This window comes from Mycobacterium celatum (assembly GCF_002101595.1).
GTDB lineage: Bacteria > Actinomycetota > Actinomycetes > Mycobacteriales > Mycobacteriaceae > Mycobacterium > Mycobacterium celatum.
In genome coordinates this window covers 21173-39412 of the sequence record NZ_LQOM01000005.1, presented here as the reverse complement: position 1 = coordinate 39412, position 18240 = coordinate 21173, and the positions used below count along the sequence as shown (strand labels likewise).

The 18240-nt window shown below is 69.7% G+C and carries 17 protein-coding genes; 9 read left to right on the top strand and 8 right to left on the bottom strand.

Annotated features, from left to right (window positions below; translation table 11 throughout):
- Positions 1–6 precede the first annotated feature (6 nt).
- Genes AWB95_RS00480 through AWB95_RS00470 form a run of 3 tightly spaced genes read right to left on the bottom strand, consistent with a single transcriptional unit; the run spans position 7 to position 2461 of the window.
- Positions 7–1536 (bottom strand): aldehyde dehydrogenase family protein, encoded by a 1530-nt coding sequence (locus AWB95_RS00480; RefSeq protein ID WP_099539556.1) that lies wholly within the window; start codon positions 1534–1536, stop codon positions 7–9.
- A gap of 21 nt (positions 1537–1557) precedes the next feature.
- Positions 1558–2082: a mycothiol transferase gene (locus AWB95_RS00475; RefSeq protein WP_062538794.1), complete on the bottom strand. Its 525-nt coding sequence runs from the start codon at positions 2080–2082 to the stop codon at positions 1558–1560.
- A gap of 10 nt (positions 2083–2092) precedes the next feature.
- The gene (locus AWB95_RS00470; protein ID WP_062538795.1) at positions 2093–2461 is read right to left on the bottom strand and encodes a VOC family protein; all 369 of its coding nucleotides are present in this window, start codon (positions 2459–2461) and stop codon (positions 2093–2095) included.
- Positions 2462–2508: 47 nt separating this feature from the next.
- Here AWB95_RS00470 and AWB95_RS00465 point away from each other — a divergent pair, with 47 nt between their 5' ends.
- Positions 2509–4236: an N-acyl-D-amino-acid deacylase family protein gene (locus AWB95_RS00465; RefSeq protein ID WP_062538796.1), complete on the top strand. Its 1728-nt coding sequence runs from the start codon at positions 2509–2511 to the stop codon at positions 4234–4236.
- A complete protein-coding gene (locus AWB95_RS00460; RefSeq protein ID WP_062538797.1) occupies positions 4233–4625 on the top strand; it encodes a hypothetical protein in 393 nt (130 codons plus the stop codon). Before AWB95_RS00465 ends, AWB95_RS00460 begins: the two co-directional genes overlap by 4 nt.
- 69 nt (positions 4626–4694) lie before the next feature.
- Here the strand turns inward: AWB95_RS00460 and AWB95_RS00455 are convergent, their stop codons facing one another.
- Positions 4695–5567 carry a hypothetical protein gene (locus tag AWB95_RS00455; RefSeq protein WP_062538798.1) on the bottom strand — a complete coding sequence of 291 codons (873 nt, stop codon included), beginning with the start codon at positions 5565–5567 and terminating at the stop codon, positions 4695–4697.
- Positions 5568–5755: 188 nt separating this feature from the next.
- Positions 5756–7378, bottom strand: coding sequence for a chaperonin GroEL (gene groL, locus AWB95_RS00450; protein WP_062538799.1), 1623 nt, complete (start codon positions 7376–7378; stop codon positions 5756–5758).
- 317 nt (positions 7379–7695) lie between these two features.
- Here groL and AWB95_RS00445 point away from each other — a divergent pair, with 317 nt between their 5' ends.
- Entirely contained in the window at positions 7696–8187 is a 492-nt protein-coding gene (locus tag AWB95_RS00445) for a cupin domain-containing protein (RefSeq protein WP_062538800.1), read from the top strand.
- Between the two features lie 72 nt (positions 8188–8259).
- Positions 8260–9915, top strand: a complete 1656-nt coding sequence (locus tag AWB95_RS00440; protein ID WP_062538801.1) for a DEAD/DEAH box helicase — start codon at positions 8260–8262, stop codon at positions 9913–9915.
- Here AWB95_RS00440 and AWB95_RS00435 read toward each other — a convergent pair.
- Positions 9912–11279, bottom strand: a complete 1368-nt coding sequence (locus tag AWB95_RS00435; protein WP_085167414.1) for a PH domain-containing protein — start codon at positions 11277–11279, stop codon at positions 9912–9914. The two genes, AWB95_RS00440 and AWB95_RS00435, sit on opposite strands and share 4 nt — an antisense overlap.
- Before the next feature lie 23 nt (positions 11280–11302).
- Entirely contained in the window at positions 11303–11815 is a 513-nt protein-coding gene (locus tag AWB95_RS00430; RefSeq protein WP_180275974.1) for a PH domain-containing protein, read from the bottom strand.
- A gap of 55 nt (positions 11816–11870) precedes the next feature.
- Here AWB95_RS00430 and AWB95_RS00425 point away from each other — a divergent pair, with 55 nt between their 5' ends.
- Genes AWB95_RS00425 through AWB95_RS00405 form a run of 5 tightly spaced genes read left to right on the top strand, consistent with a single transcriptional unit; the run spans position 11871 to position 17688 of the window.
- Entirely contained in the window at positions 11871–12794 is a 924-nt protein-coding gene (locus tag AWB95_RS00425; protein WP_085167397.1) for an SDR family NAD(P)-dependent oxidoreductase, read from the top strand.
- Positions 12794–14005 (top strand): molybdopterin molybdotransferase MoeA, encoded by a 1212-nt coding sequence (moeA, locus tag AWB95_RS00420; RefSeq protein ID WP_085167395.1) that lies wholly within the window; start codon positions 12794–12796, stop codon positions 14003–14005. The genes AWB95_RS00425 and moeA overlap by 1 nt, the downstream gene beginning before the upstream one ends.
- A gap of 9 nt (positions 14006–14014) precedes the next feature.
- Positions 14015–14716 (top strand): phosphatidylserine decarboxylase, encoded by a 702-nt coding sequence (locus AWB95_RS00415; RefSeq protein WP_085167393.1) that lies wholly within the window; start codon positions 14015–14017, stop codon positions 14714–14716.
- Positions 14713–15561: a CDP-diacylglycerol--serine O-phosphatidyltransferase gene (gene pssA, locus AWB95_RS00410; protein ID WP_062540981.1), complete on the top strand. Its 849-nt coding sequence runs from the start codon at positions 14713–14715 to the stop codon at positions 15559–15561. The genes AWB95_RS00415 and pssA overlap by 4 nt, the downstream gene beginning before the upstream one ends.
- Positions 15562–17688: an AAA family ATPase gene (locus AWB95_RS00405; RefSeq protein ID WP_062540980.1), complete on the top strand. Its 2127-nt coding sequence runs from the start codon at positions 15562–15564 to the stop codon at positions 17686–17688.
- Here AWB95_RS00405 and AWB95_RS00400 read toward each other — a convergent pair.
- Positions 17670–18233 carry a TetR family transcriptional regulator gene (locus AWB95_RS00400; protein ID WP_238600896.1) on the bottom strand — a complete coding sequence of 188 codons (564 nt, stop codon included), beginning with the start codon at positions 18231–18233 and terminating at the stop codon, positions 17670–17672. The two genes, AWB95_RS00405 and AWB95_RS00400, sit on opposite strands and share 19 nt — an antisense overlap.
- Between the last annotated feature and the right edge of the window lie 7 nt (positions 18234–18240).

The window sequence follows — 18240 nt, the reverse complement described above, 5'->3', positions numbered from 1 at the left end:
AGACGATCAACCCCGCTTGGCGGTGCGACGCGGACGCGCCAGCGCCATCTTCGTCATCATCCGGTTCATCCGGGCCAGCGCTTTGAGCGAATTGTGGTAGTAGTTACCGCCTGCGCCGACGTTGGTGCGCGGCGCGACGACGGTCTCCACCCGGCAGTACTTGCGCAGCCCGTCGGCGCCGCCGAACCGCGCCCCGATGCCCGACGCCTTCCAGCCGCCCATCGGCGCGGTGGTGCACATCAGGTTCGAGATCACGTCGTTGATGTTCGCTGCCCCGCAATCAAGTTGCAGTGCAATGTCTTTGGCGCGTTCGACGTCGCGGGAGAACACCGACGCGCTCAGCCCGTACTCGCTGTCGTTGGCCAGCCGGATCGCTTCCGCGACCGAGCCGACTTTCATGATCGGCAGGGTGGGTCCGAAGGTCTCCTCGGTCATGCAGGCCATCGAGTGGTCGACGTCGACCAGGACGGTCGGCGGGTAGAAGCTACCCGGGCCGTCCGGGCGTTCCCCGCCGGTCAGCACCCGGGCGCCCTTGGCTTTGGCGTCGGCGACGTGCCGCTCGACGACGGCAACCTGCGACTCGTCGATCAGCGCACCGAAGTGCCCCTCGCCGGCGCCGACCTGCAGCGCCTTGACGTCGCGGACCACCGCCTCGACGAACTGGTCGTAGACCGGCTCCAGCACGTAAACCCGCTCGACGGAGACACAGGTCTGGCCGGCGTTGAACATCGCGCCCCACACCGCGGCGTGGGCGGCCAGGTCGATGTCGGCGTCCTCGCACACGATCATCGGGTCCTTGCCGCCCAGCTCCAGGCTGACCGGCGTCAGCCGGCGGGCGGCACGCTCCATCACCTTGCGCCCGGTGGGCGTGGAGCCGGTGAACTGCACGAAGTCGACGTTGTCGATCACGGCTTCGGAGATCTCGCGGGCGCCCTGAGCCAGCGCCAGCACGTCGGGCGCGCCGGATTCCAGCCAGCCGCGCCGCAGCACCTCGGCGGTCAGCGGGGTGCGTTCGGACGGCTTGAGCAGCACCGAGCACCCCGCGGCCAGCGCGCCGATGGCGTCCATCATCGCGTTGGCCACCGGGTAGTTCCACGGCGCGATGATCCCGACCACCGGCCGCGGCCGGTAGTGCAGGGTGATCTTCTTGATCGCCAGGAACGGCAGCGCGGCCGGCCGGCTTTCAGGGGCAAGCGCCTTTTCCATCGTCTTGATGACGTACGACAAGATCATGATCAGCAGCGGCACCTCTTGTGCGGCGTCGACCGCGGACTTGCCGGTCTCCTTGACCAGCAGCTCTTCGATCTCACTGCGATGCTCGCCGAGCCACACCGCGAAGCCGGCCAGCGCCTTGGCGCGCCCCTTGGCGCCACGCTGCTCCCAGTCACGTTGCGCCGCACGAAGTTTCGCGGCGATGCCCGGCACGTCGGCCGGATCGGTCCAATGCACTTCGCCGGCTACGGCGCCGGTGGCTGGGTTGAGGACGGTGCCGGTGCCGGAGAACTCGTGAGTTGTGATGGCGGTCATAGCCGCCATGCTAACCGGGCTCGACAGGTGTCAAGTCCGCCGGTGCGCGATTCCCAGCACATATGCCGCCTGGCCGAGATGCTGGGCGCAGTCGTCGATGACGCTGACCAGCCGAACGCTGGCGGTCACCGGCGGATCCCAACGCGTATCGACGACGCGGGCCAACTCTTCGGCCGTGATGCCTGCGACGTACTCCAGTGTCAGCTTGTGCACGGCGTGGTAGTAGCCGGCCAACAGGTCAGCAGGGGCCAGCACCTTCGCCACATCCTCGGGGCTGTGCCCGTAGCCGGTGTCGTCGCGCGGCAGGTCGAGCCCGAAGCGGTCTACCCAGCCGTCGCGGGTCCACACCTGCTCCACACCGGCGATGTCGGCGACCTGGACGTCCTGCACCCGGGCGCTGTGCCAGATCAGCCAGGCGATGCTGTTGGCGTTGGGGCTGGGCCGGTATCTGGACTCGTCGTCGGTCAATCCGTCGGTGATCTCGTCGACGTGCTCGATCAGCCGGGTGAACGCGTCGCGGAGCAATTCTTGAGCGGCAGCAGCGTTTTCGGTCATATCGGCGACGCTACGCCCCGTGGAAGACCGCTTCGACGTTGTTGCCGTCGGGATCGCGCACGAACGCGCCGAAGTAGCCGGGGTGATACTCGGGCCACAGCCGCGGCGCGTGCAACGACTCGGCGCCGAGCTCCAGCGCGGCGTCGTAGAACGCCTTGACCGCGTCGGCGTCGGCAGCCTGGAAAGCGAAATGAGTTTCGCGGTTGGGACCCATGTCGGCGCCGTCGACGATCCAAAACGTGGGGTGGCCGTCCCGGCCGTAGCCGATGGCCTCGCCGAAATCCATCTGCCGCGTGTAGCCGAGCACCCCGACTACCCGGTCGTAGAACTGTTGGGCTTTGGCGTAGTCGGCGCAGTTGATACCGAAGTGATCGATCATGGCCTAGAGCCTGGCATGTGCCACCGACACGGTCGTAGATTATTTAGATGACCTACGACCTCGTCATCCGCAACGGCACCATCGTCGACGGGCTGGGAGGTGAGCCCTACGTCGGTGACGTCGGGGTGCGCGACGGCGTCATCGCCGCCGTCGGGGAGGTTTCCGAGGGCGGGGCCCGGGAGATCGACGCGACCGGGCTGCTGGTCACGCCGGGCTTCGTCGACCTGCACACCCACTACGACGGGCAGGCGATCTGGTCGGACCGGCTGAACCCGTCGTCGGCGCACGGCGTGACAACGGTGGTGATGGGCAACTGCGGCGTCGGGTTTGCGCCGTGCCGCGCCGCTGACCACGACGTGCTGGTCGACGTGATGGCCGGCGTGGAGGACATTCCCGGTGTCGTGATGACCGACGGACTGCCCTGGACGTGGGAGACCTTCGGTGAGTACATGGACGCGTTGGACGCGGGCCGGCGGGACATCGACGTGGCCGCCTATCTGCCGCACTCGCCGCTGCGGGTCTACGTGATGGGCCAGCGCGGTGCCGACCGCGAACCTGCCACCGCCGAGGATCTGGCCAAGATGCGGGCGCTGGCCAAGGAGGCCGTCGAGCTCGGCGCGCTGGGCTTCGCGTCGTCGCGGCTGGCCACCCACCGCACCGAGGGCGGCCGGCAGATTCCCAGCTACAACGCCGCCTACGACGAGATCCTCGAGATCGGCCGCGGCATCGCCGACGGCGGCGGCGGGTTGATTCAGTTCGTGCCCGACATCCCGGCCGGCGGGTATCAGCCGGTGTTGCAGCAGGTGTTCGACGCCGCGAGCGACGTCGGGCTGCCGGTCACGTTCACGCTGGTGGTCGGCAACGCCGGCGACCCGCTGTGGGAAGACGCTGTGACGATGGTCGAGAAGGCCAACGGATCCGGCGGCGAGGTCACCGCACAGGTCTTGCCGCGGCCGATCGGGCTGATGATCGGCCTGGACCTGACCGTCAACCCCTTCATGCTCTACCCCAGCTACCGCGAGATCGCCGGGCTGCCGCTGGCGGAGCGGGTCGCCACGATGCGCCGGCCGGAGGTGCGGGCCCGCATTCTGGCCGACAAGCCGACAGAGACGGCGATGAATCCGCTGTTCTATTTGGCGCAGGCCTGGGACTGGATCTTCCCGCTCGGCGACAATCCCGACTACGAGCCCGACGCGGCGAACAGCATCGCCGCCCGGGCACGCGCGCGAGGTGTTTCGCCGCTGGCGGAGGCCTACGACCGGCTGCTCGACGACGACGGCCACGCCATCCTGCTCGGTGCGATGGCCAACTTCCAGGGCGCGTCGCTGGACACCGTCGGCGAGCTGATCCGCCGCGACGACGTGGTGCTGGGCCTGGGCGACGGCGGGGCGCATTACGGAATGATCTGCGACGCAAGCTATTCCACGTACCTGCTCACCCACTGGACGCGCGACCGGGCATCCGGCCGGCTGCCCGTCGCCGAGGCTGTCCGCGAGCTGACATCGGTGCCGGCCCGCGTCGCCGGGCTTGGCGACCGGGGGCGCATCGCCGTCGGCTACAAAGCCGACCTCAACGTCATCGACCACGGGCGGCTGCGGCTGCACAAGCCGGTGGTCACCCACGACCTGCCGGCCGGCGGGCGGCGGCTCGACCAGACCGCCGACGGCTACGTCGCGACGATCGTGTCCGGTGAGGTCATTTCAGAGAACGGCGTGCCCACGTCGGCGCGGCCGGGCCGGCTGGTCCGCGGCCACCAACCCGCACCGACGTCATGAGCGCCAAGAAGGTCGACCTCAAACGCCTGGCCGCGGCGCTGGGCGACTTTCCGTTCGCCTACCTGATCACCGTCGGCGACGACTACCGCGCCCACACCGTGACGGTCGAGCCGGAGATGCGTGGGGGTGTCCTCGACGTCGGGCTGATCGGCGGGCGCACCACCAAGAATCTCGCCAACCGCAGCGACGTCACGCTGCTGTGGCCGCCGCGCGAGCCGGGCGGCTACTCGTTGATCGTCGACGGCCGGGCCGAGGTCACCGACGCGGGCGAGGACACCGTTCGGCTCTCGGTGGTGCCCACTCGAGCGCTGCTGCACCGCAACGCCGACTCCCCCTCTGCGGCGAAGGGCTGCCTGCACGACTGCGTGGTATTCAGCGAGCCCGCGTAACCCGCCGTAACCCGCCGACTGTGCGGTTTCATACGCGACTCGCCGGTCGGGGCGGATGAATTCGCACAGTCACCACGTCTTCGGGCAGCCGCGGTCGCTCAGCGCGTCGCCGACGCGGTTGAGGAATACCCGCGGACTGTGGTGCAGCGTTCGGGCGGTCAACCTGACGTCAATCCAGTTCAGTTCAGACAACTTGGCATATCGCTCGACGTCCCAATCCCGCTGCCGCGGATCGGTCCAGTGGTGCGTGCCCTCGAAGTCGACGCCGACACGCCATTCCGACCAACCCATATCGATGCGCGCGATCACGAACCCGTACTTGTCGTACACCGGGATCTGGGTCTGCGGGCGGGGAAATCCGGCTTCTATCAAGAGCAATCGAGTCAGCGACTCGTAGGGCGACTCGGCGCCGCCGTCGACAAGCTCCAGCGTCTTACGCAGTTGCCGGAGTCCCCGAACGCCCGGATGTCGGTCGGTCACCGCCTCGATCTCGTCGACCTTGAGGTCGGTGGCGTTCATCAAAGCGTCGATACGCTGAACACCCTCCTTCAGCCCGAGTCGCCTGCCGAGGTCGAAGGCGGTGCGAGCAGCCGTCGTTGCTGGCATTCCGCAGATCATTTGCTTCTCGTTCGCTAGTAGGGCGTCGGTGTGGACGACGATCAGCGGCGGCGGTCGCCGGTTGGTATGGACGAGTTCCGCCGGCAGGCCGGCTTCGATCCACTTGGCGCCCAACGTCGCTGAGGCCGACAATCCGGCCAGCACGCCGTTGCGATCCGACCACAGCCAGGCGGCGCGGGCCCGCTGAGCCGCTGACAGCCCGGCTTCGCGCGGCGCCCACACACCGGGGTAGACCGCGGCGTGGAAGCGGCGCAGCTCGCGGAACGTCAGCACTCCGGCTTCCAGCGCCTCCGCCGCTCGAAACGGCCACTCGATCGGCTGCATCACCGGACAGTGGCACGTCGGCCCACAACGGTGTCGACGGCTGTCCACAGACCCTGCCCGCGACTGTGCGGATTGATACGCCGACCTCGGCGAGTCGCGTATGAAACCGCACACTCGAGGCGGTGGTGGCCCAGGAGCCACGAAAAAAACCCGGCTCACTTGGTGAGCCGGGTTTTTCCGTAAAGGACTTAGAAGTCCATGCCGCCCATGTCACCGCCACCGGGCATGGCGGCCTTCTCCTTCTCCGGCTTGTCGGCGACGACAGCCTCGGTGGTCAGGAACAGGCCCGCAATCGACGCGGCGTTCTGCAGCGCCGAACGGGTGACCTTGACCGGGTCGGCGACGCCAGCCTTGAGCAGGTCCTCGTACTCGCCGGTCGCGGCGTTGAGGCCGTGACCCGCCGGCAGGTTGCGGACCTTCTCGGCGACCACGCCGGGCTCCAGACCGGAGTTGAACGCGATCTGCTTCAGCGGAGCCTCCAGCGCCACCTTGACGATGTTGGCACCGGTGGCCTCGTCACCCTCGAGCTTGAGCTCGTCGAGCGTCGGGGCCGCCTGCAGCAGGGTCACGCCACCACCGGCGACGATGCCCTCCTCGACGGCTGCCTTGGCGTTGCGCACCGCGTCCTCGATGCGGTGCTTGCGCTCCTTGAGCTCCACCTCGGTGGCCGCCCCGGCCTTGATCACCGCAACACCGCCGGCCAGCTTGGCGAGCCGCTCCTGCAGCTTCTCGCGGTCGTAGTCGGAGTCGCTGTTCTCGATCTCCTGGCGGATCTGGGCCACCCGGCCGGCGATGGCGTCGGTGTCACCGGCGCCCTCGACGATGGTGGTCTCGTCCTTGGTGACGACGACCTTGCGGGCCTTACCCAGCAACGAAAGGTCGGCGTTCTCCAGCGTCAGGCCGACCTCTTCGCTGATGACCTGGCCGCCGGTGAGGATCGCCATGTCCTGCAGCATCGCCTTGCGGCGGTCACCGAAGCCGGGGGCCTTGACCGCCACCGACTTGAACGTGCCGCGGATCTTGTTGACGACCAGGGTGGAGAGGGCTTCGCCCTCGACGTCCTCGGCGATGATCAGCAGCGGCTTGCCGGCCTGGATGACCTTCTCCAGCAGCGGAAGCAGGTCCTTGACCGTCGACACCTTGGAGCTGACCAGCAGGATGTACGGCTCCTCGAGCACCGCCTCCTGACGCTCGGCGTCGGTGACGAAGTAACCCGAGATGTAGCCCTTGTCGAAGCGCATACCCTCGGTGAGCTCGAGCTGCAGGCCGAAGGTGTTGGACTCCTCGACGGTGATGACGCCCTCGTTGCCGACCTTGTCCATGGCCTCGGCGATCAGGTCGCCGATCGACTGGTCGCCGGCGGAGATGGCCGCGGTGGCAGCAATCTGCTCCTTGGTCTCGACCTCCTTGGCGCCCTTGAGCAGCGTCTCGGTGACCTTCTCGACGGCCTTCTCGATGCCGCGCTTCAGGCCGAGCGGGTTGGCGCCGGCGGCGACGTTGCGCAGGCCCTCCTTGACCAGCGCCTGGGCCAGCACCGTGGCCGTCGTCGTACCGTCACCCGCGACGTCGTCGGTCTTCTTGGCGACTTCCTTGACCAGCTCGGCGCCGATCTTTTCGTAGGGGTCCTCCAGCTCGATCTCCTTGGCGATGGAAACACCGTCGTTGGTGATCGTGGGAGCGCCCCACTTCTTCTCCAGGACGACGTTGCGGCCCTTGGGACCCAACGTCACCTTTACCGCGTCGGCGAGGCTGTTCAGGCCCCGCTCGAGGCCGCGACGGGCCTCTTCGTCGTACGCAATTGTCTTGGCCATTGCGAAGTGATTCCTCCGGATTGGGGATGACACGTCCTGGCCGGGTGCAGTGCCCGCGACGGACGATCCTGAGCTGGATCTCACCGTCCCGACCTAGCACTCACCGGTCGCGAGTGCCAAGTCATTCTTAGCACTCGCCTATGGAGAGTGCAAGAACACCGATCGTCTGACCGTCGGCTGTTCGCGGTATTAAATCGGTCGCGGGTCGGGCGCGCAGGCTGGCGCAGCGGTATACATGTCGGCGGTGATCCGGGGTCGGTGACCTGCCGGCCACGCCTTCGCCGCACCGGTGGCTACGGACGTGGCAGGCTGGGCCAATGTCGCTCGTGGTGCCGCCCTATCCAGGGCCCCGGTATCTTAACGACGAGCCCGAGGTCAGCGCCTGGCTCAAACGCGCCGACGAACCGCCGGACTACGAAACCTTCGGCGTCAAGTACCACTACCTGGCCAACCAGCAGGCCACCGACGGCGACTACGGCCTGTACCGGGTCGACATCAGCCCACAAGGCGGCGGGCCCGGCCCGCACTACCACCGGGCGATGTCCGAGGCGTTCTTCGTGCTGTCCGGGACCATGAGGCTCTACGACGGCCACGACTGGCTCGAGGGCCACCAGGGCGACTTCCTCTATGTTCCGCCGGGCGGGATCCACGGTTTCCGCAACGAGGCCGACACGCCGGCGTCGATCTTGATGTTGTTCGCTCCGGGCGCACCGCGGGAGGCCTACTTCGAGGGTTTTGCCGCGTTGGCCGACATGACCGACGACGAACGCCGCGAGTGGTTCATTCGCCACGACAACTTCTTCGTCTGAGCGGCTTCCTGCCAAGATGCGCTGACCGATGTCCTTGCGCTACAGTGCATCTCGTTGGATAGGAGGCCTCGGGTGCGGGCAACTGATGCGCCCGACACCCGAGCTTTGCGGGGCTGGCAGCGGCGAGCCCTGGTGCGGTACCTGACCGCCCAGCCGCGCGATTTCCTGCTGGTCGCAACCCCGGGTGCGGGTAAGACGGCGTTTGCTCTGCGCATCGCCGCGGAGCTGCTGGCCGATCGCAGCGTCGAGGCGATCACCGTGGTGGTGCCCACCGAGCATCTGAAAAACCAATGGGCCGCGGCGGCCGCCGCCGGCGGCATCGCGCTGGACCCGAAGTTCCGCAATACCGCCGCCCACACCTCGGCGGAGTACCACGGCATCGTCGTCACCTACGCACAGGTGGCCAGCCACCCGACGCGGCACCGGGTCCGCACCGAGCGCAGGCGAACCCTGGTCATCTTCGACGAGATCCACCACGGCGGCGACGCCAGAAGTTGGGGCGACGCGATCCTGGAGGCCTTCGGCGACGCCACCCGCCGGCTGGCCCTGACCGGCACACCGTTCCGCAGCGACGACGCCGCCATCCCGTTCGTCCGCTACGAGCCCGGCGGCGACGGCCTGCTGCGCTCACAGGCCGACCACACCTACGGCTACACCGAGGCGCTCGCCGACGGGGTGGTCCGCCCGGTGGTGTTCCTGGCCTACTCGGGAGAAGCCCGCTGGCGTGACAGCGCCGGCGAGGAGTACGCCGCCCGGCTCGGCGAGCCGCTGAGCGCCGAGCACACCGCCCGGGCGTGGCGCACAGCGCTGGATCCGGCCGGGGAATGGATGCCGTCGGTGATCTCGGCGGCCGACACCCGGCTGCGGCAATTGCGCGACGGCGGCATGCCCGACGCCGGCGGCATGGTGATCGCCTCGGACCAGAAGGCCGCGCGGGCGTATGCCGTTCTGCTGGAGCGGATCACCGGCGAGGCGCCGACTGTCGTGCTGTCCGACGACCCCGGCTCGTCGGAGCGCATCGCGCAGTTCGCCGCGGGCACCAGCCGCTGGCTGGTCGCGGTGCGGATGGTGTCGGAGGGTGTCGACGTGCCGCGGCTGGCGGTCGGTGTGTATGCGACCAGCGCCTCTACGCCGTTGTTCTTCGCCCAGGCCATCGGGCGGTTCGTCCGGTCCCGGCGACCCGGCGAGACGGCCAGCGTGTTCCTGCCGTCGGTGCCGTCGCTGCTGCTGCTGGCCAGCGAGTTGGAGGCGCAGCGCAACCACGTGCTCGGCAAACCGCATCGGGAAACCGATGAGCTGGCCGCCGCGCAGCGCCGCCAAAGCGAGCCGTCCGACATCGAGAACGGGTTCATGTCCCTGGGCGCCGACGCCGAGCTGGACCAGGTCATCTTCGACGGCGCGTCGTTCGGCACCGGCGGCGACGAGGCCGACTATCTCGGCATCCCCGGCCTCTTGGATGCCGAGCAGATGCGTGAACTGTTGCGGCGCAGGCAAGCCGAGCAGCTCGCGGCCGCCGGGGGAAGTGCTCCCGAACCGGTCACCCGGCACGGCCAACTACGCGATCTGCGCCGCGAGCTCAACGCGTTGGTGTCGGCGGCGCATCACCGAACGGGCAAGCCGCACGGCTGGATTCACAACGAGCTGCGCCGCATTTGCGGCGGGCCGCCGGTCGCCGCGGCAACAAGCGACCAGTTGCAGGCCCGCATCGCGGCGGTGCGGGAGCTTTAGCGCGTCGCCCAGACGCTGCCCGCCACCCACGGCGACGCCGTCGCAGCCACCGACCAGGCCTGCTGCTCGGGGACGTCGATCAGCGGATAGCGCTTGACCCCGGCGGCGGTGGCGGCCACCAGCGTGACGACGCCGGCCCGCCGTTGCATCGGCGTCTGCCGCACGGTCCAGCCGATAATGCCCGCGGTGGCAAGGCAATCGCGGCGCCGCTCCAGGCAACCGGCCCGCGCGACCAGCCAATCGGCGTCCACCCGGTGCCCGAGGGCCTGCACGCGGTCGGCGGCCATCAGCGCGCAACACACCATCACCCCGGCCCACACCAGCCACACCCAGGCCGGCCCGCCGAGCGCCGCCAGCACCACACCCGCCAACGCCGGCAGACCCAGCGCGCGGGTCCACCGTCGCGCCGCCGCCCGCGGGCCATGCCCACGCAGCGGGCCGGTCACCACGTCGGAAGAGCCGACCAGGCCCGTCAGCACCCCCTCGGCCGCCGCAGCCGGACACGGCGGCAGCAGCATCGACGACTCGCCGGCGCCGTGTACACCCGTCATCACCGCGTCCAGCCGGGCGCCGCGCAGCGCGCGCACCAGCAGCGGCTGCCGCAGCGTCCCGCCGCGCAGCCGGCTCGTGTCGTAGGTGTGCTCGCGGACCCTCAACAACCCGTGCCGCAACTCCAGGAACCCTTCCCGCCGCAGCAACACCAGGTTGCCGTAGGTGAGCAACGACCGCATCACCGCCAGCAACACCGATGCGAGCAGCACCACGGCCACCGTCGCCGCCACCCCGTACCGCTGAGCGGTGTCCATCCCGAATTGCCGTAGCGGCGCGGCGAATCCGCTCTGATACACGACACCCACCGCGGCGGCGATCGTCACCAACCCGGACAGGCTCAGTGGCGCGTACCGCAACCAGGACGGCTGCCAGCGCGCCAACATAACGCCCGTGGCCTGGTCGGCCGGCGGCTCGGATTCGGCCAGCAGGATCGCCCGAAGCCGCGGAACCTGCGCAACCTCGACGGCGTCGAGCTCGAAAACGTTGTCGCCCGCTGCTTCTCGTCCGGTGCTCACCCGCAGCACGGCCAGCCCCAGCAGCCGGTGCAACAGCCGCGCGTCGGTCTGCACCGAGCGAATCCTGTTGCGTGGCACCGACAACACCTTGCGGTGCAGGACACCGGCCCGCAACTGCACCTCGTCCGGCTCGATGCGGTAGCTCGTGGTGAACCAGCGCGCCGCCCCCAGCAGTGCCGTCACCGCCAGTGCCGCCACCGTCCACCACGGGTTGCCGGTGGTGGAACCCAGCACGATCGCGCCGATCAGCAGCGGCAACTGGCGGAGAAGCTCATGTACGGGATGCACCAACAACATTCGCGGGCTCAGCCGCTGCCAGCTCACGTGGCGTCCTCGGCGCCGATCGCGGCGATGTCGGTCAACTGGGCGACCACACGGTCGGCGACCGCGTTATCCAGCGCCACGATCCGCACGGCTCCGGCCGACGACGCCGTCGTCACCGTGACATTGGCCAGCCCGAACAACCGGTCCAGCGGGCCGCGATAGGTGTCGACGGTCTGCACCCGCGAAATCGGCGCGATGCGGCGTTCCTGGACCAGCCACCCGGTGCGCGTGTATACCGCCTGCGGGCTGATCTCCCAGCGGTGCACCCGATACCGCCACCACGGCACGACGCCGACGGCCACCGCCGCGCCGAGTACAGTGACGGCCGCGCACAACCCGTGCACCCACAACACCCGCTGATCTACTGAGAACCAAATCAGCTGCCCGACGGCCAGCGCCAGCCACGGGATCGCGCCGCCCACCGCCCACATCAGCGGCGCCTTCTGACTGGGCGGATGTGCAGGGTCGGCCATGGCCACCACGCCCACGCCGGGCGTGCCGTCGTCCATGGCGTCGAGAATGCCACCCGACGGCGTCGGGCATCCGTCGGTATCGTTTTCGGCCATGAGTTCCAACGGCAAATGGTCGGAAGCCGATGTGCCAGACCAGAGCGGCCGCATCGCGATCGTCACCGGCGCGAACACCGGAATCGGCTACCACACGGCCGCGGTGCTCGCCCGGTGCGGCGCGCACGTCGTCCTCGCGGTGCGCAACCTGGAGAAGGGCAACGCCGCGCTGGCCCGCATCGTCGCCGCCCAGCCGCAGGCCGATGTCACGCTGGCCGAACTCGACTTGAGCTCGCTGGACTCCGTGCGCGCGGCCGCCGACGCGCTGCGGACGAACTACCCGCGCATCGACCTGCTGATCAACAACGCCGGCGTGATGTACACCCCCAAGCAGCTCACGGCCGACGGCTTCGAAATGCAGTTCGGCACCAACCATCTCGGGCACTTCGCGCTGACCGGGCTGCTGCTCGACCACATGCTCGGGGTCCGCGGTTCGCGAGTGGTGACCGTCAGCAGCAACGCCCACCGGTTCCGCGCCTCGATCCACTTCGACGACCTGCAGTGGGAGCGCAGCTACGACCGGATCGCCGCGTATGGGCAGTCCAAACTGGCCAACCTGCTGTTCACCTACGAGCTGCAGCGCCGGCTGACCGCTCAGCAGAAAAACACCATCGCCGTCGCTGCACACCCCGGCACCTCGAACACCGAGCTCACCCGCAATCTGCCCACCATCCTCAAGCCGGCCAACGCGCTGCTCGGCCCGCTGCTGTTCCAGAGCGCGGCGATGGGTGCCCTGCCGACCTTGCGCGCCGCCGCCGACCCGGACGTCGAGGGCGGGCAGTATTACGGCCCCGACGGTCTCGGTCAGCAGCGCGGCTACCCCAAGCTCGTCCAGTCCAGCGCGCAGTCCCACGACGAGGAGCTGCGGCGCCGACTGTGGGCGGTGTCCAAAGAACTCACCGGCGTCACGTTCCCGGTCTGATGCGCTCGGTCGAAGAACATCAGCGGGTCGTCGCCGAACTGATCACGGCGCGGCCGGCCGGCACAGCCACGCTCGCCGACGCCGAAGGTCTCGCGCTGGCCGGCGATGTGATCGCGACGGTGTCGCTGCCGGTGTTCGACAACTCCGCGATGGACGGCTACGCCGTGCGGGCCCACGAAGTAGCGACGGCATCTGCCGACCATCCGGTGAAATTGCCTGTGGCCGAAGATATTCCGGCCGGACGCACGGACATTCCCACGCTGGAACCCGGGACTGCGCACCGGATCATGACCGGCGCGCCGATGCCGGCCGGGGCGACGGCCGTCGTGCCGGTCGAGAACACCGACGGACGCACCGACGTCGTCACGATCACCGCCCCCACCGCCGACGGGCGTCACATCCGTCGCGCCGGCGAGGACGTCGCCGCCGGCACCACCGTGTTGCGGGCCTGGCAGCTGGTCACCCCGGCGGTGGTCGGGCTGGCCGCCGCGCTGGGACTGCCCGAGCTGCCGGTCATCCCGCGGCAGCGAGTGCTGGTGGTCTCCACCGGAACCGAATTGGTGTCGCCGGGCACACCGCTGCAGCCGGGCCAGATCTACGAGTCGAACTCGATCATGCTGGCCGCTGCCGTCCGCGGCTCCGGCGGCGAGGTGGTTGCCAGCCCTGCCGTCGAGGACGAGGTCGCGCAGTTCGCCGCCGTGCTGGACCGCTACGCCGCCGAGGCGGATCTGATCATCACCAGCGGCGGGGTCAGTGCGGGCGCCTACGAAGTGGTCAAGGACGCGTTCGGCCGCGAGGGCGATCAGGGCGTGGAGTTCGTCAAAGTCGCGATGCAGCCGGGCATGCCGCAGGGCACCGGCCGGGTCGCGGGCACGCCGATCGTCACGCTGCCCGGTAACCCGGTCAGCGCGCTGGTGTCGTTCGAGGTGTTCGTCCGGCCCGCGTTGCGCGCGGCGATGGGCCTGCCGGCGGCGCATCGGCCGCGACGAACCGCGGTGCTCACCGAGACGTTGACCTCACCGCGCGGCAAAAGGCAGTTCCGGCGCGGGGTGTTCGACGCCGACGCCGGCACGGTGATGAGCTACGGCCCGCCGGCATCCCACCATCTGCGGTGGCTGGCGTCGGCGAACTGCCTGCTCGACATCCCCGAAGAGGTCACCGAGATCGCGGCCGGAGCACAAGTAGAACTCTGGGACCTGTCCGCTCCGTAAGATGACCGCGTGGCACGACGCCCGTCCGACGGCCTGAGCCGCCCCCAACGCCTGGTGGCGTTGCTGCGGTCGACCATTCCCCCCGTGCATCCCGCCGGGCTGCCGTTCATCTCCGCCGGCCTGGGGGTGGCGCTGGTCGGCCGCCGCTATCGCTGGCTGCGCCGGACCGGTCTGCTGGCCGCCGGTGCCTGCGCCGGCTTCTTCCGTCACCCGCCGCGGGTGCCGCCGACCCGGCCCGGCGTCGTCGTCGCACCCGCCGACGGCCTGGTCTGCCTCGTCGAATCCGCCGCTCCGCCTGCCGAACTCGGCCTCCCCGACACTCCGCTGCCCCGGGTCAGCATCTTCCTGTCGCTGCTGGACGCGCATGTGCAGCGGGCCCCGATCAGCGGCGAGGTGCTCGACGTGCAACACCGGCCGGGCCGCTTCGGATCGGCCGAGCTGGCCGCGGCCAGCGAACACAACGAACGCACCAGCGTGCGGATCCGCACCGATGCCGGCGCCGAGATCGTCGTTGTGCAGATCGCCGGACTGCTGGCGCGCCGGATCGTCTGCGACGCCCGCGTCGGCGACAAACTCTCGATCGGTGACACCTACGGGCTGATCCGGTTCGGGTCTCGGCTGGACACCTACCTGCCCGCCGGGACGGAGGTGTTGGTCAGCGTCGGGCAACGGGCGGTGGCCGGCGAAACGGTGCTGGCCCAACTGACATGACGACCAAACCCCGCCGATCGGTCAACCTGCGCATCCTGCCCAGTTCGATGAGCGTGCTGGCCATCTGCGCCGGGCTGAGTTCGATCCGGTTCGCGCTGGAGGCCCAGCCGCACGCGGCGATGGCGCTGATCGCCGCCGCCGCCATCCTCGACGGGCTCGACGGCCGGGTGGCCCGCATCCTGGACGCCGAGTCGCGGATGGGTGAGGAGATCGACTCGCTGGCCGACGCGGTGAACTTCGGGGTGGCGCCCGCGGTGGTGGTCTACGTGTCGCTGCTGGCGTCGTTGCCGGCCGGCTGGGTGGCGGTGCTGCTGTATGCGGTGTGCATCGTGTTGCGGCTGGCCAGGTTCAACGCGCTGCTCGACGACGCCACCCTGCCCGCCTACACGCGCGAGTTCTTCGTCGGCATGCCTGCACCCGCCGGCGCGATCGCGGTGCTCGGCCCGCTGGCCGCCAAGCTGCAGTTCGGTGTCGGCTGGTGGAGCTCGCCGTGGTTCGTGTGCGCGTGGGTGGTGGTCTGCTCCATGCTGGTGGTCAGCCGGATCCCGATGAAGAAGATGCATGCGGTGTCGGTGCCGCCGAACTTCGCCGCGCTACTGCTGGCGGTGCTGGCGATCGTCGCGGCGGCCGCATTCCTCTTCCCGTACATCCTGGTGATGGTGGCCATCGCGGCGTATCTGTGCCACATTCCGTTTTCGGTTCGCAGCCACCGCTGGCTGGCCGAGCATCCCGAAGTGTGGGGCGAGCGGCCCAAAGAGCGGCGGGCCGTGCGTCGGGCCATCCGGCGAGCGCAACCGAACCGCCGCTCGATGGCGCGGCTGGGCCTGCGCAAGCCGGGGGGCTGAATGGCCCAGCTGACGTTGACCGCACGGCTGAACACCTCGGCGGTGGATTCGCGTCGCGGCGTTGTCCGGCTGCACCCGGAAGCAATTGCGGCCCTCGGTATTCGCGAGTGGGACGCGGTGTCGCTGACCGGGTCGCGGACCACCGCGGCGGTGGTCGGCACGGCTCCGGGTACGCCGGCCGGCACCATACTTCTCGACGACGTCACGCTGTCGAATGCCGGTCTGCGCGAAGGAAACCCGGTCATCGTGGCGGCGGCGACGATATGCGGCGCGCGGTCGGTGACGCTGAGCGGCTCGTCGCTGGCAACCCGGTCGATCACGCCGGCCACACTGCGGCAGGCTCTGTTGGGCAAGGTGTTGACGGTCGGCGATGCGGTGTCGCTGCTGCCTCGTGACCTCGGACCGGGCACGTCGACGACGGAAACCACCCGCCTGCTGGCGTCGGCCGTCGGAATCAGCTGGACTTCCGAACTTTTGACGGTCACCGGCGTCGACCCCGGCGGCCCGGTGAGCGTGCAGCCGAACTCACTGGTGACCTGGGGACCCGGTGTGCCCGCCGCGGTCGAGCCGGTCGCGCCGACGCCGGTCCACGACCTCAAGGGCGTCGACGCCCAGGCCCGCAAACTCGGCGAATGGCTCAAGCTGTCCCTGGACGAGCCGGGTCTGCTGCAAACACTCGGCGCCACAACCAATTTGGGTGTCCTGGTGTCCGGGCCGGCCGGCGTCGGGAAGGTAACGCTGGTGCGGGCGGTGTGCGCCGGGCGGCGGCTGGTGGAGTTGGACGGCCCCGGGGTGGGCGCACTGGCCGCCGACGAACGTCTGAAAGCCGTTGCCGCGGCAGTGGCCTCGATACGCCAGGGCGGCGGGGTGCTGCTGATCGCCGACGTCGACGCGCTACTGCCGGCCACCGCCGAGCCGGTGGCGTCGCTAATCCTTGCCGAACTGCGCACGGCGATAGCGACTCCCGGGGTGGCGTTCATCGCCACCTCGGCGGTGCCGGAGAACCTGGACGCCAGGCTGCGTGCGCCCGACCTGTGCGACCGCGAGCTGGGTCTGAGCCTGCCCGACGCCGCAACCCGCGCCGCGCTGCTGGGCTCGCTGCTGTCGCGGGCGCCCACCGATGAGCTTGACCTTGCCGAGATCGCGGGCCGTACACCGGGTTTCGTGGTTGCCGATCTGTCAGCTTTGGTGCGCGAGGCCGCGTTGCGGGCCGCCGCGCGGGCCAGCGCCGACGGCGGGACGCCGACATTGACCCAGGACGACCTGCTAGGCGCGTTGACCGTCATCCGGCCGCTGTCCCGCTCGACCGGGGACCAAGCGACGGCCGGGGACGTCACCCTCGACGACGTCGGCGACATGGCAGCCACCAAACAGGCGCTCACCGAAGCGGTGCTGTGGCCACTGCAACATCCCGATACCTTCTCCCGACTCGGCGTCGACCCGCCTCGCGGCGTACTGCTGTACGGACCGCCCGGCTGCGGCAAGACGTTCCTGGTGCGCGCGCTGGCCAGCACCGGCCGGCTGAGCGTGCACGCGGTCAAAGGCCCCGAGCTGCTGGACAAATGGGTGGGCGCCTCCGAGAAGGCGGTCCGTCAATTGTTCCGCCGTGCAAGGGATTCGGCGCCGTCGCTGGTGTTCCTTGACGAGGTCGACGCGCTGGCGCCGCGACGCGGGCAGAGCTTCGACTCGGGCGTCACCGACAAGGTCGTCGCCACGCTGCTGACCGAGCTCGACGGCATCGACCCGCTGCGCGACGTCGTCGTCGTCGGCGCCACCAACCGGCCCGACCTGATCGACCCGGCGCTCCTGCGACCCGGCCGGCTGGAGAAGCTGGTCTTCGTCGAACCACCCGACGCTGCCGCCCGCCACGAAATCCTCAGCACTGCAGGCAAATCCATCCCATTACACGCCGACGTCGACTTGGCGGCGCTCGCGGACGCGCTGGAGGGCTACAGCGCCGCAGATTGCGCGGCGCTGCTGCGGGAGGCCGCGCTGGCCGCGATGCGGCGGTCCATCGACACCGCCGACATCACCGCCGACGACATTGCCGCGGCCCGCAAAACCGTGAGCCCGTCGCTGGACCCCGGGCAGGTGGCGGCGCTGCGCGCCTACGCGGAAGCCCGGTAGGCCCTGAGCAGCGCACGCACCGCAGCGGCGACGTCGTCCTCCAGCCACGCCGGGATCGGGTCGTCGCGAGCGTGCCGGCGAACAACCGCGTACGGCAGGTCGGCGACCGCTCTGGCGACGGCGTCGACGCTGCGCGGATCGGTGCTGCCGTAGAGCTCGTCGGCCAGACTGCGCACCCGCTCCTGCAGCGGCGCGTTCATGGCGGCCAGGGTCTGCTCGAACGCCGCGTCGGGTTTGCCGTCGAGCAGGTCACCCGGCCGGATGGTCAGCAGCAGCCGCGCGTCCTCCGGGAGCTCACGCATGAAGCCGATGGCCGCGACGGCCATCGCGACCGCGGATTCGAGGGCGGTGCCGGCCGCGGCGGCCATGGCGCGCGTCTGGAATCGTTCGAGCGCGCGCAGCCAGGCGGCGGTCAGGATGCCGTTGCGATTGCCGAATCGGTGATACAGCGTCCCGGCCGGCGCGCCGCTGGCCTGGGCGATCGCGGCAACGCTGGCCGCCCGCGGTCCTTCGGCGAGCACCAGCGCGCGCGTCGCGTCGAGGATCCCATCG